This is a genomic window from Bacillus sp. DX3.1, assembly GCF_030292155.1.
In the GTDB taxonomy this organism is placed as follows: Bacteria; Bacillota; Bacilli; order Bacillales; family Bacillaceae_G; genus Bacillus_A.
This window is the reverse complement of the sequence record NZ_CP128153.1, coordinates 3,980,473-4,006,496: the sequence shown is the minus strand read 5'-3', so window position 1 is coordinate 4,006,496 and position 26,024 is coordinate 3,980,473. Positions and strand designations below refer to the sequence as shown.

Genomic DNA, 26,024 nt, shown 5'->3' with positions numbered 1-26,024 from the left:
TGTAATGAAGAATAAGATCGTATATGTCGTATCTGACTCTGTGGGAGAGACGGCTGATTTAGTTGTTCGAGCTGCAATGGGCCAGTTTCCATTTGCTCCTGATATTAGACGTGTACCGTATGTAGAAGATACAGGGACGTTAAAAGAGGTTATTTCGATTGCTAAAAGTAATCGAGCGCTTATTTGCTTTACGTTAGTAAAGCCTGAAATGCGTCAGTATTTGTTAGCAGAAGCAGTGAAAGAAGGCGTAGAGGCTTATGATATTATAGGGCCTCTTATTGATCAAATTGAAGAAATCACAGGTCAAGTTCCAAGACATGAACCAGGTGTTGTTCGAAGATTAGACGAAGAATACTTCAAAAAGATTGAAGCAATTGAATTTGCTGTCAAATATGACGATGGAAGAGATGCACGTGGAATTCTTAAAGCAGATATCGTTTTGATTGGTGTATCACGCACATCAAAAACACCACTTTCGCAATATCTTGCTCATAATAAAAGATTAAAAGTTGCAAACGTACCGCTTGTACCAGAAGTGGATCCTCCGGAAGAATTATTCCGCGTTGCAAAAGAAAAATGTTTCGGTTTAAAAATTACACCGGATAAGTTAAATCATATTCGGAAAGAACGATTAAAGTCGCTTGGTCTGAGTGATGGAGCAACTTATGCTAACATTAATCGTATTAAAGAAGAAATAGATCACTTTGAGCGAGTGGTAAGCAAAATAAACTGTCAAGTAATTGATGTTTCAAACAAGGCGATTGAGGAAACGGCGAATATCATTGTGAATGCAGTGCAAAACCAAAAAATGTTTTAGCACATTTACCAAAGGTGAATGTGCTTTTTTCGCTCATAATAATTTTTTAAAGGATATGTAGCGAAGTTGAGGGAAATATATTATAATAAAAAATTGTGATAAAAACGTATATTTTACGTTTAGACTTTAATTTTTCAGAATAAACTAGGGATAGGATTTACGGAAAAGATCTCATTTACGTAAAATCGACAAAAATCTAATCAAGAAAACGCACATTATGGAAGGATTCACAGAAGGGATGTAGAATACAGAAATATGCAAAACATCAGTAAAATTTTAGTTGATGCAGATGCATGTCCTGTGAAGGATGAAATTGTGCAAGTTGGAACAAAATTTCATGTCGAAATTTTGTTTGTCGCATCCTATGCCCATCGGTCGAGAAAACAGCAAGGTAATTGGATCTATGTAGATTCTGAGCAAGATGAGGTGGATTTTCATATCTATAAACTCGCTAAAGCTACAGATCTCGTGATCACACAGGATATGGGGCTTGCTGGTCTTCTGGTGAAAAAAGGAGTATATGTATTATCTCCACGAGGCACATTTGTGACAGATGAGCAAATGGATACAATTTTATATAGTCGATATGTATCTGCGAAATTACGTAGACATGGGACCTATACAAAAGGTCCAAAATCATTTTCTAAGCATGACCGGCAATGTTTTTTAACAAATTCGGAAAAAATATTGTCGAATTATAAAGGAATTCTTTAATTTGTATCGAATACAAAATACGACACGGAGATGGAGTTATGGGGAACAGAATTCCCGAAGAAGTTGTTGAACAGATTCGGACATCATCTGATATTGTGGAAGTGATTGGTGAATATGTTCAGCTCAGAAAGCAAGGGCGCAATTATTTTGGGCTTTGTCCATTTCATGGCGAGAACTCACCTTCATTTTCTGTTTCATCTGACAAGCAAATTTTTCATTGTTTTGGATGTGGAGAAGGAGGAAATGTTTTTTCGTTTCTCATGAAGATGGAAGGACTCTCTTTTATAGAGGCTGTGCAAAAGCTTGGAGAAAGAAATAATATTCCAGTTGTCGACTATACGTCAGGGCAAGAACAGCAAGAAAATATATCTGATGGTAGCGTCATTATGCTACAGGCGCATGAACTCTTGAAAAAATACTATCACCATCTTTTAGTAAATACAGAAGAGGGAAATCAAGCTCTTGCTTATTTGCTAGATCGAGGTATTACAAAAGAGATGATTGCAAAGTTTGAAATTGGTTATGCATCTCCTGCTTGGGATGCTGCGGCGAAAATATTACAAAAAAGAGGATTTTCGCTATCAACCATGGAACAAGCTGGATTGCTTGTGCGGAGTGAAAAAGATGGTAGTCATCATGACCGTTTTCGAGGAAGAATTATATTTCCGATTCACACCTTGCAAGGAAAAGTAGCAGCGTTTAGTGGAAGGGCGTTAGGGGATGATACCCCAAAGTATTTAAATAGCCCAGAAACACCTATTTTTTATAAAAGTAAGTTGCTGTACAATTTCCACCAAGCCCGGCCGTTCATCAGAAAACGAGGACAAGTTGTTTTATTTGAAGGCTATGCTGACGTATTAGCTGCTGTAAAAAGTGGTGTTGAAGAATCCGTTGCAACAATGGGAACAGCTCTAACAGAAGAACAGGCGAAACTTCTGCGACGCAATGTTGAAACTGTTGTTCTTTGCTATGATGGTGATAAAGCAGGACGAGAAGCGACGATGAAAGCAGGGCAATTGTTATCGCAAGTTGGTTGTCAAATAAAGGTTGTCTCATTGCCAGATAAAGTTGATCCTGATGAATACGTACAACAATATGGAACAGCGGCTTTTGAAAATCTTGTAAAAGCGAGTATAAGCTTTGTAGGCTTCAAAATAAATTACCTTCGTTTAGGGAAAAATTTGCAAGATGAGTCTGGTAAAGAAGCTTATGTAAAAAGTGTTTTAAAAGAGTTGGCGTTATTACAAGATGCCATGCAAGCAGAGTCATATTTAAAATCATTATCGCAAGAGTTTGCTTACTCAATGGAAACTCTTTTAGGTCAATTACACCAATATCGCAAAGAACAAAAGATACAGCAAAAACAAACGAAGCAAATTTCTAAGCCTCCTCAAATTGTTCATGCTAAACCAAAGTTTTCAGGTTTTGAAAGAGCGGAAAGAGAGCTCATTTACCATATGTTGCAAAGTGCAGATGTTGCTTTCCGTATTGAACCTTATATAGAAGATTTCCATACGGAAGAACATAAAGGGATTTTATATGAACTATACGCATATTATGAAAAGGGAAATGAACCTTCAGTCGGTAATTTTTTGAGCTGGCTCTCTGATGAGAAATTGAAAAATATTATAACCAATATTTCAACGGATGAATTTATTAATCCAGAATATGCAGATGAAGTATTGCAAGGTCATTTAGAAGCGCTGCGGCGCCACAAGCAAAAACTTAAGAAGATGGAAACCATCTTTGCATTAAAGCAAATGGAAAAAGCAGATCCAGTGGAAGCTGCTAAATTTTATGCAGCGTATTTACAAAATCAGAAAGCAAGAAGATAGCTTTTTGTATAAAAATTTATTATAATGAATGTTTGTATCTCGCGTAAGGAGGGGAACAGATGGCTGATAAACCAGCTCGTTCTAAACAAATTGAAACTGATATGACCCTTGAGCAAGTGAAAGAGCAACTCACTGAGCTCGGAAAAAAACGTGGCGTTCTTACATATGAAGAGATTGCAGAACGCATGAATGGATTTGAAATTGAATCCGACCAAATGGATGAATATTACGAATATTTAGGTGAACAAGGGATTGATCTAGTTGGCGACAACGAAGAAGGTCCTAATACTCACCAGATAACAAAGACAGAAGAAGAATTCGATTTAAATGATTTAAGTGTGCCGCCAGGTGTGAAAATTAATGACCCTGTTCGCATGTATTTAAAAGAAATTGGTCGCGTCGACTTACTGTCTGCAGAAGAAGAAATTCGACTTGCAACACGTATTGAAGAAGGCGATGAAGAAGCAAAACGCCGTCTTGCAGAAGCGAATTTACGTCTTGTTGTAAGTATTGCTAAACGATATGTAGGCCGTGGCATGCTGTTCTTAGACTTGATTCAAGAAGGGAACATGGGTCTGATTAAAGCTGTTGAAAAGTTTGATTATCGTAAAGGCTTTAAATTCAGTACGTATGCGACTTGGTGGATTCGCCAAGCAATTACGCGTGCCATTGCAGACCAAGCAAGAACAATTCGTATTCCAGTTCATATGGTTGAAACAATTAATAAATTAATCCGTGTACAGCGTCAATTGTTACAAGATTTAGGACGTGAACCATCTCCAGAAGAAATCGGAGAAGAAATGGACCTTGCACCAGAAAAAGTACGCGAAATCTTAAAAATTGCCCAAGAGCCAGTTTCTCTTGAAACACCAATTGGTGAAGAGGATGACTCACATTTAGGCGATTTTATTGAAGACCAAGAAGCAACATCACCTGCGGACCATGCAGCGTATGAATTGCTAAAAGAACAGTTAGAAGATGTGTTAGACACATTAACAGATCGTGAAGAAAATGTTCTTCGTCTTCGTTTCGGTTTAGATGATGGACGAACTCGTACGCTTGAAGAAGTTGGGAAAGTATTCGGCGTAACGAGAGAACGTATTCGTCAAATTGAAGCAAAAGCGCTTCGTAAACTAAGACATCCAAGCCGTAGTAAGCGTCTAAAGGATTTCTTAGAATAGGTTTCTTTTCAAGTTTACTTCACAATTGTGAAGTAAACTTTTTTAATTTGTTAATTTTTGTTAAAATTTAGCTATCGGTAGCGATTACAATTCTTGTAATTTATTTTACAGAATTGTCTTTTGATTTGCAAATACTCATTTTTCGATTTTTCGATTAATTTCGTTTATTCTATACAAAAATATATGTAGAAAAGAAAAAAATATGATGAGAAACGTTGAGATTTATCAAAATAATATGTGATAAAATAGTAAGAATCAATAAACAGAATTTATGTAATATTTGAAACAACTGACAGTTTTGTCTTTTCTGATAGAACGTTTTCAAGTACAATAGAAATAACTGAATCATCTAATTATTAGGGGGTATAGAGGGGGGAGAAGAAATATGAAACGTAATCCGTTGATTCCATTTGCTCTCATTGCTGCGCTAGGTATTGTCATTATGTTTGTCTTTTCGTTTCAGGGATTGAATAAATCCAAAGAGCTAGCTGATGCGAAAAATAATGGGGGAAAAACAACACAAGCGGTATCAAAACCGGAAGATATTGTTAAGCAAAACTGTACGAGCTGCCATGGGGATCAGTTGCAAGGAGCAGTTGGACCGAACTTACAAAAAGTTGGTGGGAAACTTTCAAAGGATGAGATTAAAGAAGTAATTTCAAAAGGAAAAGGAAATATGCCTGCAAACTTAATTCCAGCAGATCAAGCTTCTAAAGTGGCAGATTGGTTAGCGAAGAAAAAATAAAGGTTTATACATAGAAGCTCTTTGCTTATAAGCAAAGGGCTTGTTTTTCTTTTCTTTCTAAAATACGATTAATAGAGGATGTTCAAAAAGTCCGGTAAAGATAGCTGTCGCATTTCTTCGTTACGTCGCCAGTCCGGTACTCATGTAGTTCCAGCTACACTCCGTATCCTCCTGGCTTCCGTGCCTCGAACTGCTTGGCTCTCTTTATCCTCCTTTTTGAACATGTACTTATAAAGGAATTGAAGTTTTGTTTCTTTACTTGCAACAACTACTGTTAATTCATTATCATGGAGAAAGACTGATAAGAGAAGGAGTAATGGAAATAAATGAATGAAGTAAAGCTTTCAAAAAGACTAGAAGAAGTGGTACGGGAGATTCCAGTTGGATCTACGATTGCGGATATTGGTTCAGATCATGCTTATTTACCGTGCTATACGATTATAAATAACATTGCTACAAAGGCAGTGGCAGGAGAAGTGGTAGATGGACCATTTCGTTCTGCACAGGCTACAGTAGCGGAGTGTGGATTACAAGAGAAAGTGGATGTTCGTAAAGGAAATGGTTTAGCAGTTATTACACCGGGAGAAGTAGATGTCATTACAATCGCTGGTATGGGCGGAGCATTAATTCGTGACATTTTAGAAAATGGAAAAGAAAAGCTAAACGGTGTGACTCGGTTAATTTTACAACCGAATATTGCTGCACATCACATTCGTGAATGGTTTGTCGAAAATGGTTGGGAGCTTATTCATGAAAAAATTATAAAAGAAGACGGTAAGATTTATGAGATTGTAGTTGGAGAAAAAGGTGATCCGCTAGCCCCTTATCATGAAAACAAACAGGCCAGCTTATTTATCGGACCCTTTTTAATGAAAGAAAAGAGCGATACATTTGTAGAGAAATGGGAGAGTGAACTGAAAAATTTCCAAAATATTATTAAGCAGTTAGAGCGTGCGACAGCATCAGAAGATACGAAAGTAAAACGTGAAGAAGTATTAGCGAAAATGAAAATGATAGAGGAGGTCTTATCATGAGTAAAATTCCAAATGGTCATGAAATTATTTCTTTATTTGAAGGGATGTATCCGAAGCATTTAGCAATGGAAGGCGATAAAATAGGTTTGCAGATCGGTGCATTAAATAAACCTGTCCGGAATGTGCTCATTGCCCTTGATGTAACGGAAGAGGTTGTGGAGGAAGCGATTGACACAGAAGCAAATGTAATCATTGCCCATCATCCGCTTATTTTCAATCCACTAAAAGCAATTCATACAGACAAAGCGTATGGAAGAATCATTGAAACATGTATTAAACATGATATCGCTGTTTATGCAGCGCATACAAATGTGGACGTGGCAAAAGGTGGCGTTAACGATTTACTTGCTGAAGCGTTGGGATTACAACGTACAGAAGTGCTTGTTCCAACATATGCAGAAGAAATGAAAAAAATTGTTGTGTTTGTTCCAGTAACGCATGTAGATGCTGTGCGCACGGCTCTTGGTGACGCTGGAGCGGGTCATATCGGCAATTATAGCCATTGTACGTTTAATAGTGAAGGTACAGGAACTTTCATACCCCAAGAAGGAACAACCCCGTATATCGGCGAGGTAGGACGCTTAGAACGTGTGGAAGAAGTGCGGATTGAAACGATTATTCCAGCGTCCTTACAACGAAGAGTGGTGAAAGCGATGTTAGCTGCTCATCCGTATGAAGAGGTTGCGTATGATGTGTATCCGCTTGATAATAAAGGTGAGACATTAGGGCTTGGTAAGATTGGATATTTACAAGAGGAAATGAGCCTACAGCAGTTTGCGGAGCATGTGAAACATTCACTTGATGTAAAAGGTGCACGAGTTGTTGGAGCATTAGATGATAAAGTACGAAAAGTAGCGGTGCTTGGTGGTGATGGGAATAAGTATATCAATCAAGCGAAAATGAAAGGAGCCGACGTGTATGTGACGGGCGATATGTATTATCATGTTGCACATGATGCGATGATGCTTGGACTAAATATTGTTGATCCGGGCCATAACGTTGAAAAAGTTATGAAACAAGGTGTACAAAAACAATTGCAACAAAAAGCAAATGAGAAAAAGTTTGCTGTGCAAATTCATGCTTCTAGATTACATACAGATCCGTTTACATTTGTATAAAAAAATCCGTTGCTATGTACATAGCAACGGATTTTTTATTGTTTTTTTACTTTTACACGTGGCAAGATTTTTTGAAGCGGTACGTTTCGTTTGCGTTCCCACGTAGCTGGATTCATTGGATCGTACTGTTCTAAAAAGGCAATTACTTCTTTTGTAATTGGCGTTGGTGTAGAAGCACCTGCTGTAATCGCAACATTTTCGATACCTTGTAGCCACTCTAACTGAATTTCACTTACATCCGCAACGCGGTATGCTTTTGTACCAGCAATTTCTTGTGATACTTGAGCTAGTCGGTTCGAGTTGTTACTTTTTGGATCACCAACAACGATTGTTAGGTCAGCAACATCCGCTTGTTTCGCTACTGCTTCTTGACGTACTTGCGTTGCTAAACAAATTTCTTTATGAAATTCAGCGGTTGGAAATTTTGCTTGGATGTCCTCCATAAGGTGCTGAACGTCCCATTGACTCATCGTTGTTTGGTTGGTAACTAAAATTTTGTCACCTGGAATTTCTAGTGTCTCCAAATCAGCTGCTCTTTCAATGAGATGAACGATATCAGGAGCGATTCCAACTGCACCTTCTGGCTCTGGATGCCCTTTTTTTCCAATATAAATCACATGGTAGCCTTCTGCTTTTTTTGCTTCAATTAGGTCATGTGTTTTTGTCACATCTGGACACGTTGCGTCGATTGTTGTTAAGCCTTTTTCTTTTGCACGCTGTTTTACTTCTGGAGAAACACCATGTGCGGTGAAAATGACCGTGCCGGAATCGATTTGATCTAAAATCTCTAGTCGACTTGGACCGTCTAATGTAATGATGCCATCTTCTTCAAATGCATCTGTTACATGTTTGTTGTGAACGATCATGCCTAAAATATAAATAGGTCTAGGTAATGTTTTATCTAGTGCCGCGTTGCGTGCAATGACCATCGCATCTACAACACCGTAGCAATAACCACGAGGGGAAATTTTAACAATCTTCATATGAGTAATCCTCTCCTTCTAAACAAGGAATCCTTTTGTGCATAGTCCATTACATTATAAAGGAGGAGCGGACAGAAAACAAAGGATTGTTGTTAGACATATAGTTTAGGCTTAGGTGTCGGAAGTGGAATATTCTCTTCGGGATGTTCTTTTTCAACAACTGGTTTCATTATCATTTTCTTTTTTTTATGAGGGGGTGGTATAGTTATCACTTCCACTTCTTCCGTTTGTTCTTCCGTAGCACCTTTTCTAGAAGTGAGAATTTTTACGATGCTTGGTATACTGCGAACGATGGGACCGTATTGTTCGACGACAGGACCGACTGATTGGGCTACTTGGACAACTTTCTCGACGTTATTTAACATACCGGTAGGATTGGAAAGCAAGTTAGAAAAGAAGCCACCGATGCCACCAGCACCAGATGCGACTTCTGCTGGACCACGCATTTCATTTGGTGCGTTCATTTGTGGGGGCATCATTTGCTGCTGATGTTGCATGTATGGTTGGTTTTGTTGATAGTGCATCGTTGGTTGTTGCTCCATTTGTCGATAGGGCGGGACCATTTGCATATATGAATGGGTGGGATCTTGTTTTTTGAATAGCTTAGAGAGAAAGCCTTTCTTTTTTTGCATCATAGGAGGTAAATTGGGTATTGGGTACGGTGTATAGTGCTGTTGGCGCTGCTGTACATACATTTGTTGTATAGGGGATTTCGGATACATACGAGAAATCCTCCTTTCTTCAGTTAGGTATATACACATACAGTATGCAGTGAAAAGAAAGAAGGTTAGTTTTTGGATGGAAAACCTAAACTAAAGATGGATTTTACTATTAGACTTCGATATAATGGAGACTTGACTGATTTGTGCGCGCAGTAGAAATTTAAGAAAGAAGGTGGAACTTATGACAGTACAAACATTTACACAATATAATTTTCAACCATTTTTAATAGATGCAATTCGTGAACTACGCTTTTCAGAACCGACAGGAATTCAACAGAAAATTTTTCCGGTCGTGAAAAAAGGTGTGAGTGTAATCGGGCAGTCCCAAACGGGTTCTGGGAAAACACATGCATACTTACTTCCAACTTTAAATCGAATCAATGCAAGTCGAGATGAAGTACAGCTTGTCATTACAGCTCCTACTCGTGAGCTAGCACAACAAATTTATCAAGAGATTGTAAAGCTTACGAAGTTTTGTGCAGAAGATCAACTGATTACAGCACGTTGCCTTATCGGAGGAACGGACAAACAACGATCTATCGAAAAGCTTAAAAAGCAACCGCATGTTGTCGTTGGAACGCCGGGGCGTATTAAAGACTTAGTAGAAGCGCAGGCGCTATTTGTGCATACGGCTTCTACTATTATTGTCGATGAAGCAGATTTAATGCTTGATATGGGATTCATTCAAGATGTAGATAAAATTGCAGCTCGTATGCCAAGAAATTTACAAATGCTTGTCTTCTCTGCGACAATTCCGCAAAAATTAAAGCCTTTTATGAAGAAGTATATGGAAAATCCAGAGCATATTCATATTAATCCAAAGCAAGTTGCAGCAGGGAATATTGAACATTATTTAATTCCTTCTAGACATCGTAACAAGATTGAATTAGTGAAAAATATGTTGCTTCAATATAAGCCGTATTTAGCGATTATCTTTACAAATACGAAGAAGAAGGCTGACGAAGTTGCAGACGGATTAGCCGAGCGTGGATTAAAAGTCGGACGAATTCATGGAGATCTATCGCCGCGTGATCGTAGAAAAATGATGAAACAAGTTCGTGACTTAGAATTTCAATACATTGTTGCTACAGATTTAGCAGCACGTGGTATTGATATTGAAGGAATTAGCCATGTCATTAATTATGAACTTCCATCCGATCTAGATTTCTTCGTTCACCGCGTAGGAAGAACAGCTCGTGCAGGATATTCTGGCATTGCAGCGACTATTTATGATCCAGCAAATGAAGAAGCGTTAGACAGTTTAGAAAAACAACGTAATATCACATTTAATCATGTAGACTTACGTGGAGATGAATGGATAGACTTAGGTGAACGTCGTCGTCGTAAAAGTCGTAAAAAACCAAATAATGAACTAGATGTTATGGCAACAAAAGTTGTTAAGAAACCGAAAAAAGTAAAGCCTAACTATAAGAGAAAACTTGCGACTGAACGTGAAAAAGTGAAGAACAAGTATAGTAATAAAAAAAGATAAGGGCATTCCTTATCTTTTTTTATCTTATATGGGGAAAGTGGAATCTCGGCTTGTAAGAACTTGCTTGATTCTAGCCATCGGTAGGGAAATTTACTGCTGGTTTATTTCGTTTTGTGAGTGAACAATTCACTACATATTTCTACAACTTATGCTATTATTATAGCTATTGCATATTGAAGAGGTGATTATATGTTAAAGATTGGGTCTCATGTTTCCATGAGCGGGAAGAAGATGTTATTAGCAGCCAGTGAAGAGGCTGTTTCATACGGTGCTACAACATTTATGATTTATACAGGTGCACCGCAAAATACGAGAAGAAAACCAATTGAAGACTTAAATATAGAAGCAGGACGTAAACATATGGAGCTACATGGTATTGAGGAAATTATTGTCCATGCACCGTATATTATTAATGTTGGGAATACAACAAAACCAGAAACATTCCAATTAGGCGTCGATTTTCTTCGGATGGAGATTGAAAGAACGTCAGCATTAGGAGTAGCGAAGCAAATTGTGCTACATCCAGGTGCTCACGTTGGCGCGGGTGCTGAAGCTGGTATTCAACAAATTATTAAAGGGTTAAATGAAGTAATAACGCCAGAACAAACGGTGAATATCGCGCTAGAAACAATGGCTGGAAAAGGAACGGAATGTGGACGTAACTTTGAGGAAATTGCGAAAATTATCGATGGTGTAAAATATAATGAAAAGCTGTCTGTATGTTTTGATACGTGTCATACGCACGATGCCGGTTATGATATTGTTAACGATTTTGATGGCGTGTTAAATGAATTTGATAAAATCGTTGGGATTGATCGCTTGCAAGTATTGCATATTAATGATAGTAAAAATGTACGTGGTGCGGGAAAAGACCGTCATGAAAATATTGGTTTCGGTTATATCGGTTATAAGGCACTGCATCATATTGTGCATCATCCGCAATTACAGCATGTACCGAAAATTCTTGAAACGCCGTATGTCGGTGAAGATAAGAAAGATAAAAAACCACCATATAAGTTCGAAATTGAAATGCTGAAGAGTGGTACATTTGATGAAAGTCTTCTTGAGAAGATTAAAGGATAGTAAAGGAGGGGGGATCCCCTCCTTATTATTTTAATAGTTGCTGAAATAAAATGTTTACTTGCTGAGCGGTAGCGGGAGAAGTTACTTTTGCGATTTTCTTTAAAAGTTCCAATCTTTCCTGTGTATCATAAATATTAATATTTTTTCCTTTCATTAAAATGACGATTTTATCTGCTTGTTCCGTTGTAATGGGAACTTCATATTCTTTGCTATATTTCAATAATTCTTTTGTTGAAATATGATTTAGCTTTTTGTTTACAATGTGCTTGATGAGGTTCATTATGTAGCCCTCCTTCAGTCGCTCTTATATCGAAATATATGTATAGAAAGCTTGTATATATTCACGATGCAGTTGTTTTTTTTCATAGAGAAAAGAAGAATATGCTATAATGAAAGTACAAAACTGCAAAACTACAAAACTACATAAAGAAACTATAAGGAGGGCTTATGTCGCAGAAACAACATCGAAAAGAAAGTATTATTCATCTTATGTATCGTTTAATTATGATTGTTTTTGGAGCAACATGCGCCGCGGTAGCAATCGAACTATTTTTAATGCCAAATAAAATTATTGATGGTGGCATTATCGGTATCTCCCTCATACTAGATTATCTCACACCTAATATATGGTGGTTAAGTTTTTCTACGTTGGTTGTAATCCTCAATATACCGTTTATGTATTCTGGTTATAAACAAATCGGTAAGACGTTTATGTTATCCTCTGCTTTTGCAATTGTCGCTTTAGCTTTTATTGAGACGACACTACATTCAGTTAAACCATTTACGACAGAACCTATATTAGCAACTGTTTTTGGCGGTCTTATTTTAGGAATTGGTGTGGGGATTGTCATTCGTCATGGTGGTTCATTAGATGGAACAGAAATTATGGGAATTTTATTAACAAAGAAATTACCGTTTTCTGTTGGCGAATTTGTTATGTTTGTGAACTTATTTATTTTTGCTTGGGCAGCTTTTGTATTTGGCGTCGAACAAGCAATGTATTCCGTTATGACGTACTATATCGCATTTAAAACAATTGATACCGTCATTCAAGGATTAGATGAGACAAAAGCAGTCATGATTGTATCGGATCATTATGAAGACGTATCGAATGCCATTTTACATCGCCTTGGTCGTGGGACAACAAAGCTTGTTGCTAAAGGTGGTTATACGGACAACGAGAAGGAAGTTATTTATGCAGTTGTTACGCGTCTTGAAGTAACAAAATTAAAGGCAATTGTTCATGAAATTGATGAAAATGCCTTTATTACGATTATGAATACACAAGAGACAAATGGTGGGAAATTTAAATCAGCAATTCACTAAAAAGTACGTGTTCAAAAAGGAGGATAAAGAGAGCTGAGCAGTTCGAGGCGCGGAAGCCAGGAGGATACAGAGTGTAGATTGAACTACATGAGTACCGAAGTGGCGACGCAACGAAGAAATGCGATAGCTATCTTTACTGGAGTTTTTGAACATTCTCTAAAAGCAGAGAGATTTTCTCTGCTTTTTGTTATAATAATAAGGTTGCTTAAAGTGCTTGTTCAAAAAGGAGGATAAAGAGAGCCGAGCAGTTTGAGGCGCGGAAGCCAGGAGGATACGGAGTGTAGATTGAACTACATGAGTACCGAAGTGGCGACGCAACGAAGAAATGCGATAGCTATCTTTACTGGAGTTTTTGAACATCTACTTAAAATAAAGGATAAATTTTAGGGCAGATTGGTTTACAACTCGTGATAAGCTATACTATAATTCAAATAGAAGTAAATCGGAATCATTCTGAATTAAAATAGGTGAGATGCTATGAATAATATATTAGAAATTGAAGGATTGACATTTCGGTATGAAGAACGAAATGTATTAGAGGACATTAAGTTACAAGTTCCCAAGGGAGCTTTTTTAGGTTTAGTTGGGCCGAATGGGTCTGGGAAATCGACGTTATTGAAATGCATATTAGGTGTTTTAAAGCCGAAGAAAGGAAGTATTCGGTTATTTGACATTGATAGTAAGAAGTTTAAAGAGTGGAATAAAATTGGCTACGTGTCTCAAAAGGCGAACAGTTTTAACTCCGGTTTTCCCGCTACTGTGTTTGAAGTTGTTTCAATGGGGCTTGTTTCAAAAAAAGGACTGTTTCGATTCTTAACAAAAGAGGATAAGGCGAAAGTAGCAAAATCGATTGCTGATGTAGGAATGAGCGAGTTTCAAAATCGAAATATTGGGGAGTTATCCGGCGGACAGCAACAACGCGTATTTATTGCACGTGCACTTGTAAGCAATCCGGAATTGCTCATTTTGGACGAGCCTACAGTCGGCATTGATGTGAAGAATGTGGAAAGCTTTTATGAAATGCTAGAAGGTTTAAATAAACATCTCGGTATTACCCTCATTCTTGTTACCCATGATATGGGAGCTGTGACGGAGAAAGTGACACATGTTGCGTGTTTAAATCAGCACTTACATTTTCATGGGAATGTAGAGAAGTTTCGAGAGTTAGAAGATGCGGAAATGTCGCTTTTATATGGACATCATGTTCATCGTTTAGAGCATGATCATGAGCATCACGGAGGGATACGATGATACAGGATTTTTTGCAATATGATTTTTTACGAAATTCTTTATATGCTGGTATTTTAATTGGATTGGTTGCTCCGTTGCTTGGTGTGTTTGTTGTGATTCGTCGTTTATCGCTTATCGCGGATGCGTTAAGTCATGTTACGCTATCAGGGATTGCAGCGAGTTTATTACTGGAAAAAACGGTTTTTACAGCAGGATTTTTGAATCCTTTATATATGGGAATGGTCTTTTCGATTGGTGGTGCCTTGCTGATTGAAAAGCTGCGCACTGTCTATAAGCATTATCAAGAATTGGCAATTCCGATTATATTATCAGCAGGTATTGGGATTGGTGTTATTTTTATCTCACTTGCGAACGGGTTTAATACAGACTTATTTAGTTATTTATTTGGTAGTGTAAGTGCTGTAACGAGCAGTGATTTAATCATTATCGGTATTGTGGCAATCGCAGTCATTGCAACAATTATTTTATTATATAAAGAGCTGTTCTTATTATCGTTTGACGAAGAATATGCTGTAGCAACAGGTCTTCGTGCAAAGTGGATTCACTTTATTTTTATTATTTTAGTTGCGCTTGTCATTGCGGTATCGATGCGTGTTGTTGGAATTCTTCTCGTATCATCCTTAATGACATTACCGGTTGCAGCAAGTATTCGCATTGCAAAAGGCTTTAAACAAACGATTTTCTATTCCATTATATTTGGTGAAATTGCTGTAATAGGTGGCATGTTCGCTTCTTATCAGCTCGATTTAGCTCCAGGTGGTACAATTGTTATGTTAGCGGTTCTTATTTTAATCGGTGCAATCTTATGGAAGAAGAAAAAAACTGCATAAAGTAGGGATAGTTATGAATCTGACACAAGCTTTAGGCCTTATGAAAGAGAAAGGCTATAAACACACTGGAAAAAGGGAAGAAATGTTACGTTTATTTGCGGCTCACAATCGATATTTAACTGCAAAGGACGTTTTAGAACACATGAAGGATGATTATCCAGGATTAAGTTTTGATACAATCTATCGAAATCTAACTGTATTTGCTGAAATTGGTGTGCTAGAACAAACGGAGCTAAAGGGAGAGAAACATTTTCGCTTTACATGTTCTGTTATGGAACATCACCATCACTTCATTTGTTTAGATTGCGGTGGTACGAAAGAAATTACATCATGTCCAATGGAGTTTATGAATAAAGACTTTACGGGCTATGAAGTAACAGGACATAAGTTTGAGATATATGGACGTTGTCCGAAATGTGCAAAATAAAAAGCTTGTCAGTTTAATAACTGACAAGCTTTTTATTATTTTTCTTGTTTTTCTTTTTCAAGATTTGCAGCCATTTCTGCAGCGATGACATCGATTTCTTTTTTCAGTTCTTCTACCATTGTTTCTTCTGGTACTTTTCGAACAACTTTCCCTTTACGGAATAATAGACCTTCTCCGCGCGCGCCTGCGATACCGATGTCAGCTTCACGAGCTTCACCAGGTCCGTTTACAGCGCAGCCAAGTACAGCAACTTTAATTGGTACTTTAAGTGTGGAGATGTATTCCTCGACTTCATTTGCAATGCTAATAAGGTCAATTTCAATACGACCGCAAGTTGGGCAAGAAATTAGTGTAGCGGCATTAGATGCAAGGCCGAATGATTTTAATAGTTCGCGTGCTACTTTTACTTCTTCAACGGGATCAGCGCTTAATGAAATGCGTAGTGTGTTCCCGATACCTTTACTTAAAATGGCCCCAAGACCAGCGGCACTCTTTACTGTTCCTGCAAATAGTGTTCCGGATTCTGTAATACCTAGGTGCAGAGGATAATTGAAAGCACGTGCTGCTTTTTCATATGCTTCAATCGCTAAATTTACATCGGATGCTTTCATTGATACGATAATATCATGAAAATCTAAGTCCTCTAAAATTTTAATGTGATGTAATGCACTTTCTACCATGCCATCAGCTGTTGGATATCCATATTTTTCTAAAATATGACGCTCTAATGAACCAGCATTTACGCCGATACGAATCGGAATGCCGCGTTCTTTTGCTGCATTTACAACCGCTTCAACTTTATGGCGGCGTCCAATATTACCTGGGTTAATACGTACTTTATCAATACCGCCTTCAATTGCCTTTAATGCTAGGCGATAATCAAAGTGAATATCAGCAACAAGCGGGATATTAATTTGTTTTTTAATATCAGCAATTGCATTTGCTGCGCGTTCGTCTGGAACGGCTACGCGGACAACTTGACAACCGGCTTCTTCTAAACGTTTAATTTCAGCAACTGTTGCTTCTACATCATGCGTTTTTGTTGTTGTCATACTTTGTATAATTAATTCATTATTACCGCCAATTGTTAAATTGCCGACTTTAACAGGACGTGTTTTTGTACGATGAGTCATTTCATTCACGAATAGATCGCTCTCCTTATAAAAGAAGTTTCTTATTTTACAGCCTAATATCGAGTATATTGTATGTGATATAAGACAATTAAAACCCAATTGCTCGGTTTCACTTTTACTATTGTATCAGCGGTTTTATACAATTGACAAGGATTATGTGATTGTTCATTAATATAATGGGAATTTGTAAGATTTCCCAATCTGTATTTTAGTAGCAGACGTATTTTTATTTAACTGTTTAAAATCATCGATTACTTTTTCAATAGAAGGAACTTTTTTCTTATTAATTGCTTCTGTAACTGATAAAACGGTATCACCTGTTTTTACTTCAATCATTTTATAGGATGTATCTATCTCTTTTTTTGAAGTTTCTTTTTCTTTTTTTACTGGTTGAGCTGCAGTCGTTTTTTTGTATGTATTTAACATCGGTAAGGTACCAATTTTTATATCATAATAAAAAACGTAACCAAGAACTAACACAAATAAAAGCATACCAAGTCGCCTCATATTTCTCACTCCTTTGTTGAGAAATATATGCTTGTCCAAAAAAAAAATGCCAAAATGGCATTTTTTTATAGTTCAGCTTTTTCTTTTGGTTTTGGTATTTCTTTGATTATTAAATAAAGGACGGTTAGAATAACAGCGGTGTAAATAAAGAGTGTTCCTAGTACATTTATTTTTAATAAGTCCATAATCATAAAGAAGACGGTTGGAATTGTATAGCTGTAAGCAGTTAATGTCCAAGTTTGCTTATAAGATAATTTACGTTGATCACTCATCGCAGAGCCGAAAAACGCTAATAATGTAACTCCAAGGAAAGATATGAATAATTGGAAGAGATAGATCAATGCTCCTATAACGAATATAAGAATTGGATAGATACTATCCACAAAAGAAACAATGTCCTGAACATCTTTTTTCTCAAAAGTAATGCCTCCCAATTCGTCATAAGAATAAGTTTGTGTTTGGATATTATTATTAGTTACAACCTTATTTTTCAAAATGAATATTCCTTGTTGATTGGTATATTCATTCGTATCCGTTGCTTTAGGATCAAATACGAAAATGAAGTTTCCATCTTCTTTTACAATGGGTTTGTCAATATCTGCTTGTAGCTCACCATTCACAACTTTAAAATCAGGAATGTCTTTTTCAATCGCTCGATTCACAACATTAAAAAGATCTTGAATAGCACTTCCAGTTGATAGAGTCTGTGGTACGGCAGCGATTAAGCACAGTAACATTATGTAAAGAATCGTTTTCCCGATTTTTTGAAAACGAAAAAGCGCCATATCTTTTGGCGAATATAAGCTTTTAAATAGTTGTGTAAATATGGACATACATTCACTTCCTTTGTTGTGTATTATGCACTAATGTATAAAATCATTGTAACTTACGTATCTAAGGAATCACAAGCTATATCATGTCTGGTATACAGTGGAACTTTCATTTATCCCGCATTAACGGGCAGTTTGTCCCCCACTGATCAAAGTTTGACTTTATGTGGAGCTTAGATCCAAGTGTCCGTTCGTGAAAGATGAAAATACGATTGACACTTTTCTTTTTTATATGGTAAATTTATCTTACATTTCTTATCCATATACTTCGCAGTAGCTTAGTGATAGAGCTATCGGCTGTTAAACAGGGAGTGGTCGTAGGTTCGAGTTCTACCTGTGGAGTTGTTGCGGTGTAACGCAGCTGATTAGAGTGTTGAGAATTTAGGTTCAATTACTCTATACATATTTCTTGGACCCTTAGCTCAGCTGGTTAGAGCAGACGGCTCATAACCGTCCGGTCGTAGGTTCGAGTCCTACAGGGTCCATGTCCATTTCAAATTTTTATGACATAGGTAATAAGCTTCCTTGTAGAAGGAAGCTTTTTTTACGAAATGTTTGAGCATTTTGTTTGAAAAGAAATGGAAAATTTGCTACGTTAATGATAGCAAGGCAACATGATTTAATTTGTTTTCACTCCATCATAATTGGGGTAAAATGAATTCGTATGCCAAGTCATTTTTCGGCAATACATATAAATGGGAGGAATGTAACAATGGCAAAACATGAATTACCAAATTTACCTTATGCGTATGATGCTTTAGAACCTCACTTCGACAAAGAAACGATGAACATCCATCATACAAAACATCACAATACTTACGTAACAAACTTAAACGCTGCATTAGAAGGTCATGAAGAATTAGCTGGCAAAAGCGTAGAAGAATTAGTTACAAATTTAAACGAAGTGCCTGAAGCAATTCGTACAGCAGTACGCAACAATGGTGGCGGACATGCAAACCACTCTTTCTTCTGGACAATCTTATCACCTAACGGTGGTGGACAACCAGTAGGTGAACTTGCATCTGCAATTGAAGCGAAATTTGGTAGCTTTGATGCATTCAAAGCAGAATTCGCTAAAGCTGGCGCAACTCGCTTCGGCTCTGGTTGGGCTTGGCTTGTAGTAAACAACGGTGAATTAGAAGTAACTAGCACACCAAACCAAGATTCACCTTTAACAGAAGGTAAAGCTCTAGTTGTAGGTTTAGATGTTTGGGAACATGCTTACTACTTACATTACCAAAACCGTCGTCCTGACTACATCGGTGCATTCTGGAACGTTGTAGACTGGAACGCAGCTGAAAAACGTTACCAAGACGCTAAATAATATCGCTTTATAATTTTTTAAAACGAATATTAAAAAAGCTAGGAGGCATTTTCTCCTAGCTTTTTTGTTTACTTTCTTTTACATAATTGTGTTCGTCTTTGGAAGAATAGAACATGAAGTAAAGGAGAGTTAGCTATGAAGTGGAAACATGTAATTGGCGATGTTGAGGTGAATCGTGATTTAGTATTGTTACTTGTTATGGGGGGATTATACACGTTAGCAATTTCCTTATCCAATACGTTTGTTAACATTTATTTATGGAAGCAAACGCAAAACTATTTGAATATTGGATTGTACAATTTGGCAAGTGTTGTAATGCAGCCGTTAACATTTCTCCTTGCAGGAAAATTGGCAAAACGGATTGATCGTGCAATTTTACTGCGAATCGGTGTAGGAACATTAGCCGCTTTTTTTATTGTTGTTTTACTAACTGGAACACATGCCTCGCAATATATTTTATTAATTGGCAGTCTTCTTGGAATTGGATATGGTTTTTATTGGCTTGCATTTAATTTGCTTACATTTGAAATTACTGAGCCCGAAACACGTGATTTTTTTAATGGTTTTCTCGGTCTACTGACATCCTTTTCTGGAATGATTGGGCCGATTGCAGCGGGATATATGATTTCGCGTATGGATAAGTGGAGTGGCTATACCGTTGTGTTTGTTCTTTCATTAACCTTATTTACAATTGCCATTGTCATAAGCTTTTTTTTATCAAAAAGAGAATGTGAAGGGCGCTATGAAATTGTTCAAGTGTTAAAGGAGCGAAAGCACGATAAAAACTGGGGGAGAATTACACTTGCTCACTTTTTTCAAGGCTTAAGAGAAGGAACTTTCATCTTTGTTATTTCCGTATACGTCTATTTAGCATCAGGAAGTGAGTTTGCTTTAGGAAAGTATAGCTTAGTTAATTCAGCTGTATCGTTTGTATGCTACTATTTGGTTGCTCGTATGTTAAAAAAGGAATGGAGAAAAAAAGCGATTTTGCTGGGCGGAATTATTTTATACGCCGTTGTATTTTTAGTTGTTTTTCAAGTTACATATGTAAAATTGCTCATTTACGCAGCATGTATCGCAATTGCTTATCCAATTCTACTCGTTCCATATGGATCCATGACATATGATGTGATTGGAAGAGCGAAGCAGGCAAAAGAGTGGCGTGTCGAGTATATTGTTGTTCGTGAACTATGGTTAAATGGAGGAAGAATATGCTCGGTTTTAAGTTTTTTATGTGCAGTATCATTTTTTCCGCCAGAAAAAAGTTTGCCGGTTTTATTATGTATTCTCGGAGTTGGACATTTCCTCATTTATTTTGCAGTTAGAAATGTCAAATATGGGGATCAAAACAGGAATGGAACAAGTATTCCAGCCCCTGAAACAACACTAAATCATACCGAACGAGAAGGTTAACTTCCCTGCAATTTTATGCTAGAATAAAAGGACATGTAAAACAGTAGTGAGGACACCTGTAATAAGGTGTCCCTTTCATATTACATAGCTGTTGGTAGAGGGGGGTTCGTATGAGTAAGAAAAAGAAAAAAAAGAAGACCCACGTTCCGTTTAGGCTAAACGTGTTGTTTTTGTGTGTGTTTTTAATGTTCTCAGCGATTATTGTAAAGCTAGGAATGGTACAAATTGTACATGGTGAAGATTATAAAAATGAGGTTGAGCGAAAGGAAAACTTAACGGTAAGTAACCCGGTCCCGCGTGGGAAAATCTTTGACAGATACGGTCGTGCTGTTGTGGATAATACTCCTCTTCGTACTATTACGTATACAAGAATGAAGGGATCAACTTCAGAAGAACGTTCAGAAACAGCGAAAAAGCTTGCGAAGCTAATTGAAGTAGCGCCAGATAAATTAACAGAGCGTGATAAAAAAGACTATTGGATTTCTTTACATGAAAAGGAAGCAAAAGCGAAAATTACAGCGAAAGATGAAGCTGAATTTAAAGAGAAAAAAATTGATGATAAACAAATGGCAGAGCGTCAACGTAATCGCGTCACAGAAATAGATTTGAATGAATTAACACCTGCAGATTTAGAAGTACTTGCGATTAAGAGCAAGATGGATAGCGGATATGCGATGACGCCGCAAATTATTAAAAAAGATGTAACACCAGAAGAGTATGCAGTCGTTAGTGAAAATTTAGCAGCGCTACCTGGCGTGGACACGACGGTCGATTGGGATCGCAATTACCCGTATAATGATATGTTCCGAACGGTACTTGGTGGTGTAACAAGCTCAGATGAAGGTTTACCAAAAGAACGGTTAGGTTATTATCTTGTTCGAGACTATAATCGTAACGACCGCGTTGGTAAAAGTTATATTGAGCAGCAATATGAGGATACGCTTCATGGTACGAAGGCAGAAGTGAAAAATATTACAGATAAAGACGGTAATATTCTGGAAACAACGTATCTTTCAAAAGGGCAAAGTGGTAATAACTTAACGTTAACGATTGATATGGAGCTTCAAAAAAAGGTTGAAGAAATTATTGAAAAAGAAATGAAAGCAGCAAAAGCGATGGGAACGGCTCCTTATATGGATCGTGCTTTCGTCGTGATGATGAATCCGAAAAATGGTGAAGTATTATCGATGGCTGGAAAGCAGTTTGTCAATGAAGATGGAGAAACGAAAATAAAAGACTATGCACTTGGTACGATGACAAGCTCATATGAAATGGGTTCTACCGTAAAAGGGGCAACAGTGTTAACGGGTTATCAAACGGATGCGATTCAACCGGGATCCGTGCTTGTCGATGAACCGATTAAATTCAAAGGTACTCAGGTGAAGAAATCATGGAAAACATTTGGTGCAATTAATGATTTAACAGCTCTTCAGCGATCCTCTAACGTATACATGTTTAAGATTGCTATGAATATGGCTGGCGTAGATTATGTTCCAAATGGTTCGCTTAGTGTTAAACAAAAGGATTTCGATACAATGCGTTATTACTTTAGTCAATTTGGTTTAGGAGTTCCAACCGGAATCGATTTGCCTAATGAAGTAGCAGGTGTAAAAGGTATAAATGGACAAGCTGGTAAATTACTTGATTTAGCGATTGGACAGTACGATACGTATACACCGCTTCAATTAGCACAATATGTATCTACAATTGCAAATGGTGGATATCGTATGAAGCCGCAAATTTTGAAAGAAGTACGCCAACCAACGACGAAACCAGAAGATATAGGCAAAGTTGTTCAGTCTGTGGAACCGCAAATATTAAATCGTATCGATATGAACCCAGATTACATTAAACGAGTTCAAGATGGATTTAAGATGGTAACGCAAACACGTGATGGTACAGGTTACAGTAATGGTGGCTTTGCAGGTGCGACATATGATCCGGCTGGGAAAACAGGAACTGCGCAGGCTACGTATGCAGGTCCAGATAAAACTGTTAGAGAGCGAAATGGTGGTCAATCACCAACAACATTTAACTTAACGTTCGTTGGATATGCTCCTGCATCAGATCCTGAAATTGCTTTCTCGGTTGTTGTTCCTTGGCTGTCTAATGATCAAAACCCAGTTAATAAAAAAATTAGTCGTGAAATTACAGACGCCTACTTCGACTTGAAAAAACAAGAAGTAACAGGTGAAGCGCCAAAAGAAGAAAAAGGAAAAAAAGCGAACGAAGAAGAGTAAAAAATATATAAATTTGGCACACTATCTGAAAAGATAGTGTGCTTTTTTTTTATTTCTTGCATATATTTTAGTAGTGGTGGACAAGCCGATAGCGTAAGCGCAGCAGTTTTGAAATAGAAAATGAGAAGTTTTATTGTAGTACGCTATGTTGAACTTTACAAAACTTTTACAAACTATTAAAACCGAATTAATAGTTCGGCATTATTCTTATATTTGTAACCCTGTTATTCAGGATACTTCTAGGAGGAAACACGCGTGAAATGCACGAGGAAACATATAAAGGTTCTGGTGGTATCAACATGTTTTATTTTTTCTTGTCTACCTATCGCATATGCGACTGATGGAATGGGGGAAGTGAAGATTGATGGATCCTCAACCGTTTTCCCCATTATGGAAGCAGTAGCAGAAGAATATACAAAGAAAGAGCCACGTGTAAAAATTTCTATTGGTATATCTGGGACAGGAGGAGGGTTTCATCGTTTTGGAAAAGGTGAAGTGGATATTAATAATGCTTCACGCTCGATGAAACAAGCCGAAAAGAAATTCATGAAAGAAAAATCTATTTTGTATACACCGTTTGAAATTGCTTATGATGGTCTCACAATGATCGTGAATCGTCAGAACACATGGGCAGATAATATGACGATAGAAGAGTTACGCCTGTTATGGAGCGAAAATGGAAAAACGAAACGATGGTCACATATTCATCCGAAATGGCCGCATGAAAAGGTACAATTTTACGCACCAGGTGTAGATTCAGGCACATATGATTATTTTCAAAGTACCGTCTTGCAAAACAATCGTCTTACAAAAACGGTTTCTTTATCTGAAGACGATCAAGTAATCATTCAAGGTGTGATGCATGATCAAAATGCAATTGCATTTGTTGGATATGCGTACTATATGGCGAATCGAGATAAAGTAAAAGCAATAAAAGTAAACGGTGTATTGCCAACAAAAGAAACCATTCAATTTGGGACATATAAACCGCTGTCCAGGTCATTATATGCTTATGTAAATCATGCTTCTATTCGAAATAAGAATGGTGTGGCAGATTATGTATCATTTATGATGCGACATGGGGGAAGGCTTGTTGAAGAAGTTGGTTATGTAAAGTTACCGCAATACAAATATAATGAACAGCTGCGAATGTTAACAGAAATACAAAGATAATGTCGAGATGGAAAGGGGTTTTCATCTTTGGCTCGTAATGACAAGAGTCAGATTACAATTTCTGTTCAACATTTGATTGAAAGAAATACAATCAAAAGAAAAAAAGCGCAGCGAATCAATCAAATGGTTCCGTTCCTATTAAAGATCATTGCTAGCGTATCTATCGTTACAACAATTGGAATTATTGTTACGTTAGCGAATGAAACAGTCATGTTTTTTCGTGAAATACCGATCTATTCTTTTTTCACAGAGAAAGAATGGTTACCTTTTTTTGAAGATCCAAAGTTTGGTGTGTTACCACTCATATGTGGAACGGTACTTGTAACAACCATTGCTATGGTTGTTGCGATTCCAATTGGATTGGGGTGTGCCATATTCTTAAATGAGTATGCTTCAAGCTTTGTAAGAAAAGTACTAAAGTCATTGTTGGAACTATTAGCGGGCATTCCTACAATTGTATATGGTTTTTTTGCTTTAACGGTTGTAACACCTAGCTTACAGCTTATTATTCCAGACTTACAGTTTTTCAATGCGATTAGTCCCGGTATCGTCGTTGGGTTTATGATGGTGCCAACGATCGCTTCTCTTTCAGAAGATGCGATGAGGGCTGTGCCAAGCGGGATAAGAGAAGGTTCACTTGCTTTAGGAGCGACTCGTTTTGAAACGATGCGACAGGTTATATTTCCAACTGCTTTCACTGGCATTATGGCAGCTATCGTATTAGCAGCTTCACGTGCAATTGGAGAAACGATGATCGTTGTGATTGCAGGTGGTTCAACGCCGAATGTATCGCTTGATCCGACGCATTCCATTCAAACGTTAACAGCTTACATTGTACAAGTGAGTTTAGGAGATGCACCTCATGGAACGATCACATACTATAGCATGTATGCTGTAGGAGCGACGTTACTTATGTTTACACTAATTATGAATATGATTTCACAGCAGATTATGCGTCGCTTTAAGGGGACGATATAAGATGGGAATGTTAAATCATAAGAGAATAAAAGAAAATATGGTAGCTCGTTTTTGGAAAGATCGAATGTATAAGTCGCTTTTTTATATGACAATGTTGTTTTCGATTTGCATATTGATCTTGTTGCTTTATCAAATTTTTGAGAAGGGTATGGGTTACCTTTCATTGGAATTTTTGATGAACTTTGCTTCACGTAATCCGAAGCAATCTGGTATTGCAGCTGCATTGGCAGGAACAATTTTATTTATGAGTATTGTTATACCGGTTTCTTTTTTATTTGGTGTAGGAACAGCTCTTTATTTGGAGCATTATGCGAGGCAATCTGTATCGACAAGGATCATACAATTAAATATTCAAACACTGGCTGGTGTGCCATCTGTTGTGTTTGGATTGCTTGGTTTAACCATTTTTGTATATGGTTTTCAGTTAGGTGAGAGTATATTAGCAGCAGCGCTCACAATGAGCCTGCTCGTGTCACCGACTGTTGTGGTGGCGGGACAAGAGGCAATTCGTATGGTGCCACATTCCTTGTTAGAGGCTTCGTATGGAGTAGGGGCAACGAAATGGCAAACGATGTATCGTATTGTGTTGCCAACCGCTTTGCCGGGGATTTTAACGGGCTGTATTTTGGCATTATCGAGGGCGATTGGAGAAGCTGCACCGCTTCTTGTTATTGGGGCACTTGCTTTTGCAAATTATATCCCACTTAATATGTTTGATAGATTTACTGTTTTACCAATTCAAATTTTTAATTGGATGAGTAGACCACAAGAGGAATTTCAGCACGTAGCAGCAGCAGGTATGATTGTTTTATTAATATTGTTGCTCTTCATGAATGCAGTTGCCATATGGTTACGAAATCGTAAGTAA

25 protein-coding genes and 1 tRNA gene are annotated in these 26,024 nt (G+C 37.4%); 20 read left to right on the top strand and 6 right to left on the bottom strand.

Going from position 1 to position 26,024, the window contains the following annotated elements; all coding sequences use genetic code 11:
- The first annotated feature begins 4 nt into the window (after nt 1–4).
- From QRE67_RS20090 to QRE67_RS20060, 7 genes are all read left to right on the top strand, one after another.
- Nucleotides 5–817: a pyruvate, water dikinase regulatory protein gene (locus QRE67_RS20090; protein WP_286121973.1), complete on the top strand. Its 813-nt coding sequence runs from the start codon at nt 5–7 to the stop codon at nt 815–817.
- 255 nt (nt 818–1,072) lie between these two features.
- The gene (locus QRE67_RS20085) at nt 1,073–1,531 is read left to right on the top strand and encodes a YaiI/YqxD family protein (protein ID WP_286121972.1); all 459 of its coding nucleotides are present in this window, start codon (nt 1,073–1,075) and stop codon (nt 1,529–1,531) included.
- Nucleotides 1,532–1,569: 38 nt separating this feature from the next.
- A complete protein-coding gene (gene dnaG, locus QRE67_RS20080; protein WP_286121971.1) occupies nt 1,570–3,366 on the top strand; it encodes a DNA primase in 1,797 nt (598 codons plus the stop codon).
- A gap of 59 nt (nt 3,367–3,425) precedes the next feature.
- Entirely contained in the window at nt 3,426–4,547 is a 1,122-nt protein-coding gene (gene rpoD / locus QRE67_RS20075) for an RNA polymerase sigma factor RpoD (RefSeq protein WP_286121970.1), read from the top strand.
- Nucleotides 4,548–4,932: 385 nt separating this feature from the next.
- Entirely contained in the window at nt 4,933–5,292 is a 360-nt protein-coding gene (cccA, locus tag QRE67_RS20070) for a cytochrome c550 (protein WP_286121969.1), read from the top strand.
- Nucleotides 5,293–5,618: 326 nt separating this feature from the next.
- Complete coding sequence (locus tag QRE67_RS20065) at nt 5,619–6,326, top strand: tRNA (adenine(22)-N(1))-methyltransferase (RefSeq protein WP_286121968.1); 708 nt, start codon at nt 5,619–5,621, stop codon at nt 6,324–6,326.
- Complete coding sequence (locus tag QRE67_RS20060) at nt 6,323–7,444, top strand: Nif3-like dinuclear metal center hexameric protein (RefSeq protein WP_286121967.1); 1,122 nt, start codon at nt 6,323–6,325, stop codon at nt 7,442–7,444. The genes QRE67_RS20065 and QRE67_RS20060 overlap by 4 nt, the downstream gene beginning before the upstream one ends.
- Nucleotides 7,445–7,479: 35 nt before the next feature.
- Here the strand turns inward: QRE67_RS20060 and QRE67_RS20055 are convergent, their stop codons facing one another.
- Both QRE67_RS20055 and vrrA read right to left on the bottom strand, forming a co-directional pair.
- Complete coding sequence (locus tag QRE67_RS20055; protein ID WP_286121966.1) at nt 7,480–8,427, bottom strand: 4-hydroxy-3-methylbut-2-enyl diphosphate reductase; 948 nt, start codon at nt 8,425–8,427, stop codon at nt 7,480–7,482.
- Between the two features lie 92 nt (nt 8,428–8,519).
- Nucleotides 8,520–9,149 carry a VrrA/YqfQ family protein gene (gene vrrA / locus QRE67_RS20050; RefSeq protein ID WP_286121965.1) on the bottom strand — a complete coding sequence of 210 codons (630 nt, stop codon included), beginning with the start codon at nt 9,147–9,149 and terminating at the stop codon, nt 8,520–8,522.
- A gap of 181 nt (nt 9,150–9,330) precedes the next feature.
- On the opposite strand from vrrA, the gene QRE67_RS20045 reads away from it, so the two are divergent.
- Entirely contained in the window at nt 9,331–10,641 is a 1,311-nt protein-coding gene (locus tag QRE67_RS20045) for a DEAD/DEAH box helicase (RefSeq protein ID WP_286121964.1), read from the top strand.
- 189 nt (nt 10,642–10,830) lie between these two features.
- A complete protein-coding gene (locus QRE67_RS20040) occupies nt 10,831–11,724 on the top strand; it encodes a deoxyribonuclease IV (RefSeq protein WP_286121963.1) in 894 nt (297 codons plus the stop codon).
- Between the two features lie 25 nt (nt 11,725–11,749).
- Here QRE67_RS20040 and QRE67_RS20035 read toward each other — a convergent pair whose 3' ends face one another.
- Nucleotides 11,750–12,004 (bottom strand): DUF2624 domain-containing protein, encoded by a 255-nt coding sequence (locus QRE67_RS20035; protein WP_286121962.1) that lies wholly within the window; start codon nt 12,002–12,004, stop codon nt 11,750–11,752.
- Nucleotides 12,005–12,171: 167 nt separating this feature from the next.
- On the opposite strand from QRE67_RS20035, the gene QRE67_RS20030 reads away from it, so the two are divergent.
- The 4 genes from QRE67_RS20030 to QRE67_RS20015 all read left to right on the top strand — a co-directional run bounded on the left by QRE67_RS20030 (nt 12,172) and on the right by QRE67_RS20015 (nt 15,558).
- Nucleotides 12,172–13,050 carry a YitT family protein gene (locus tag QRE67_RS20030; RefSeq protein ID WP_286121961.1) on the top strand — a complete coding sequence of 293 codons (879 nt, stop codon included), beginning with the start codon at nt 12,172–12,174 and terminating at the stop codon, nt 13,048–13,050.
- A gap of 477 nt (nt 13,051–13,527) precedes the next feature.
- Nucleotides 13,528–14,301, top strand: a complete 774-nt coding sequence (locus tag QRE67_RS20025) for a metal ABC transporter ATP-binding protein (protein ID WP_286121960.1) — start codon at nt 13,528–13,530, stop codon at nt 14,299–14,301.
- Complete coding sequence (locus QRE67_RS20020; protein WP_286121959.1) at nt 14,298–15,131, top strand: metal ABC transporter permease; 834 nt, start codon at nt 14,298–14,300, stop codon at nt 15,129–15,131. Before QRE67_RS20025 ends, QRE67_RS20020 begins: the two co-directional genes overlap by 4 nt.
- A 13-nt stretch (nt 15,132–15,144) precedes the next feature.
- Nucleotides 15,145–15,558, top strand: a complete 414-nt coding sequence (locus QRE67_RS20015; RefSeq protein WP_286121958.1) for a Fur family transcriptional regulator — start codon at nt 15,145–15,147, stop codon at nt 15,556–15,558.
- A 35-nt stretch (nt 15,559–15,593) separates the two neighbouring features.
- On the opposite strand, the gene ispG is transcribed toward QRE67_RS20015, so the two are convergent.
- The 3 genes from ispG to QRE67_RS20000 all read right to left on the bottom strand — a co-directional run bounded on the left by ispG (nt 15,594) and on the right by QRE67_RS20000 (nt 18,031).
- Nucleotides 15,594–16,691, bottom strand: coding sequence for a flavodoxin-dependent (E)-4-hydroxy-3-methylbut-2-enyl-diphosphate synthase (gene ispG, locus QRE67_RS20010; RefSeq protein ID WP_286125336.1), 1,098 nt, complete (start codon nt 16,689–16,691; stop codon nt 15,594–15,596).
- A gap of 168 nt (nt 16,692–16,859) precedes the next feature.
- Complete coding sequence (gene yqfZ / locus QRE67_RS20005; RefSeq protein ID WP_286121957.1) at nt 16,860–17,198, bottom strand: protein YqfZ; 339 nt, start codon at nt 17,196–17,198, stop codon at nt 16,860–16,862.
- 65 nt (nt 17,199–17,263) lie between these two features.
- A complete protein-coding gene (locus QRE67_RS20000) occupies nt 17,264–18,031 on the bottom strand; it encodes a DUF1189 domain-containing protein (protein WP_286121956.1) in 768 nt (255 codons plus the stop codon).
- Between the two features lie 408 nt (nt 18,032–18,439).
- Between QRE67_RS20000 and QRE67_RS19995 the strand changes: the two genes are divergently transcribed.
- The 7 genes from QRE67_RS19995 (at nt 18,440) to pstA (ending at nt 26,024) form a co-directional block, all read left to right on the top strand.
- Nucleotides 18,440–18,513: transfer RNA gene (locus tag QRE67_RS19995), tRNA-Ile, on the top strand.
- Nucleotides 18,514–18,740: 227 nt separating this feature from the next.
- On the top strand, nt 18,741–19,352 hold the full coding sequence (sodA, locus tag QRE67_RS19990) for a superoxide dismutase [Mn] (protein ID WP_286121955.1): 612 nt from the start codon (nt 18,741–18,743) through the stop codon (nt 19,350–19,352).
- A 135-nt stretch (nt 19,353–19,487) separates the two neighbouring features.
- A complete protein-coding gene (locus QRE67_RS19985; protein WP_286121954.1) occupies nt 19,488–20,765 on the top strand; it encodes an MFS transporter in 1,278 nt (425 codons plus the stop codon).
- Nucleotides 20,766–20,875: 110 nt separating this feature from the next.
- Nucleotides 20,876–23,005 carry a peptidoglycan D,D-transpeptidase FtsI family protein gene (locus tag QRE67_RS19980; protein WP_286121953.1) on the top strand — a complete coding sequence of 710 codons (2,130 nt, stop codon included), beginning with the start codon at nt 20,876–20,878 and terminating at the stop codon, nt 23,003–23,005.
- Between the two features lie 255 nt (nt 23,006–23,260).
- The gene (locus QRE67_RS19975; RefSeq protein ID WP_286121952.1) at nt 23,261–24,178 is read left to right on the top strand and encodes a PstS family phosphate ABC transporter substrate-binding protein; all 918 of its coding nucleotides are present in this window, start codon (nt 23,261–23,263) and stop codon (nt 24,176–24,178) included.
- 27 nt (nt 24,179–24,205) lie between these two features.
- Nucleotides 24,206–25,156: a phosphate ABC transporter permease subunit PstC gene (gene pstC, locus QRE67_RS19970; RefSeq protein WP_286121951.1), complete on the top strand. Its 951-nt coding sequence runs from the start codon at nt 24,206–24,208 to the stop codon at nt 25,154–25,156.
- A gap of 1 nt (nt 25,157) precedes the next feature.
- Nucleotides 25,158–26,024 (top strand): phosphate ABC transporter permease PstA, encoded by an 867-nt coding sequence (pstA, locus tag QRE67_RS19965; RefSeq protein WP_286121950.1) that lies wholly within the window; start codon nt 25,158–25,160, stop codon nt 26,022–26,024.

Bases quoted from the DNA above. Each gene is read 5' to 3' on its own strand.
- QRE67_RS20025 (WP_286121960.1), top strand. From the start codon at position 13,528: ATGAATAATATATTAGAAATTGAAGGATTGACATTTCGGTATGAAGAA.
- QRE67_RS20060 (WP_286121967.1), top strand. From the start codon at position 6,323: ATGAGTAAAATTCCAAATGGTCATGAAATTATTTCTTTATTTGAAGGG.
- vrrA (WP_286121965.1), bottom strand. From the start codon at position 9,149: ATGTATCCGAAATCCCCTATACAACAAATGTATGTACAGCAGCGCCAA.
- ispG (WP_286125336.1), bottom strand. From the start codon at position 16,691: ATGACTCATCGTACAAAAACACGTCCTGTTAAAGTCGGCAATTTAACA.
- yqfZ (WP_286121957.1), bottom strand. From the start codon at position 17,198: ATGAGGCGACTTGGTATGCTTTTATTTGTGTTAGTTCTTGGTTACGTT.
- QRE67_RS20040 (WP_286121963.1), top strand. From the start codon at position 10,831: ATGTTAAAGATTGGGTCTCATGTTTCCATGAGCGGGAAGAAGATGTTA.
- QRE67_RS20030 (WP_286121961.1), top strand. From the start codon at position 12,172: ATGTCGCAGAAACAACATCGAAAAGAAAGTATTATTCATCTTATGTAT.
- QRE67_RS20085 (WP_286121972.1), top strand. From the start codon at position 1,073: ATGCAAAACATCAGTAAAATTTTAGTTGATGCAGATGCATGTCCTGTG.
- QRE67_RS19985 (WP_286121954.1), top strand. From the start codon at position 19,488: ATGAAGTGGAAACATGTAATTGGCGATGTTGAGGTGAATCGTGATTTA.
- QRE67_RS20055 (WP_286121966.1), bottom strand. From the start codon at position 8,427: ATGAAGATTGTTAAAATTTCCCCTCGTGGTTATTGCTACGGTGTTGTA.
- QRE67_RS20035 (WP_286121962.1), bottom strand. From the start codon at position 12,004: ATGAACCTCATCAAGCACATTGTAAACAAAAAGCTAAATCATATTTCA.
- rpoD (WP_286121970.1), top strand. From the start codon at position 3,426: ATGGCTGATAAACCAGCTCGTTCTAAACAAATTGAAACTGATATGACC.
- QRE67_RS20090 (WP_286121973.1), top strand. From the start codon at position 5: ATGAAGAATAAGATCGTATATGTCGTATCTGACTCTGTGGGAGAGACG.
- QRE67_RS20000 (WP_286121956.1), bottom strand. From the start codon at position 18,031: ATGTCCATATTTACACAACTATTTAAAAGCTTATATTCGCCAAAAGAT.
- sodA (WP_286121955.1), top strand. From the start codon at position 18,741: ATGGCAAAACATGAATTACCAAATTTACCTTATGCGTATGATGCTTTA.
- QRE67_RS20065 (WP_286121968.1), top strand. From the start codon at position 5,619: ATGAATGAAGTAAAGCTTTCAAAAAGACTAGAAGAAGTGGTACGGGAG.
- pstA (WP_286121950.1), top strand. From the start codon at position 25,158: ATGGGAATGTTAAATCATAAGAGAATAAAAGAAAATATGGTAGCTCGT.
- QRE67_RS19980 (WP_286121953.1), top strand. From the start codon at position 20,876: ATGAGTAAGAAAAAGAAAAAAAAGAAGACCCACGTTCCGTTTAGGCTA.
- cccA (WP_286121969.1), top strand. From the start codon at position 4,933: ATGAAACGTAATCCGTTGATTCCATTTGCTCTCATTGCTGCGCTAGGT.
- QRE67_RS20015 (WP_286121958.1), top strand. From the start codon at position 15,145: ATGAATCTGACACAAGCTTTAGGCCTTATGAAAGAGAAAGGCTATAAA.
- dnaG (WP_286121971.1), top strand. From the start codon at position 1,570: ATGGGGAACAGAATTCCCGAAGAAGTTGTTGAACAGATTCGGACATCA.
- QRE67_RS20020 (WP_286121959.1), top strand. From the start codon at position 14,298: ATGATACAGGATTTTTTGCAATATGATTTTTTACGAAATTCTTTATAT.
- QRE67_RS20045 (WP_286121964.1), top strand. From the start codon at position 9,331: ATGACAGTACAAACATTTACACAATATAATTTTCAACCATTTTTAATA.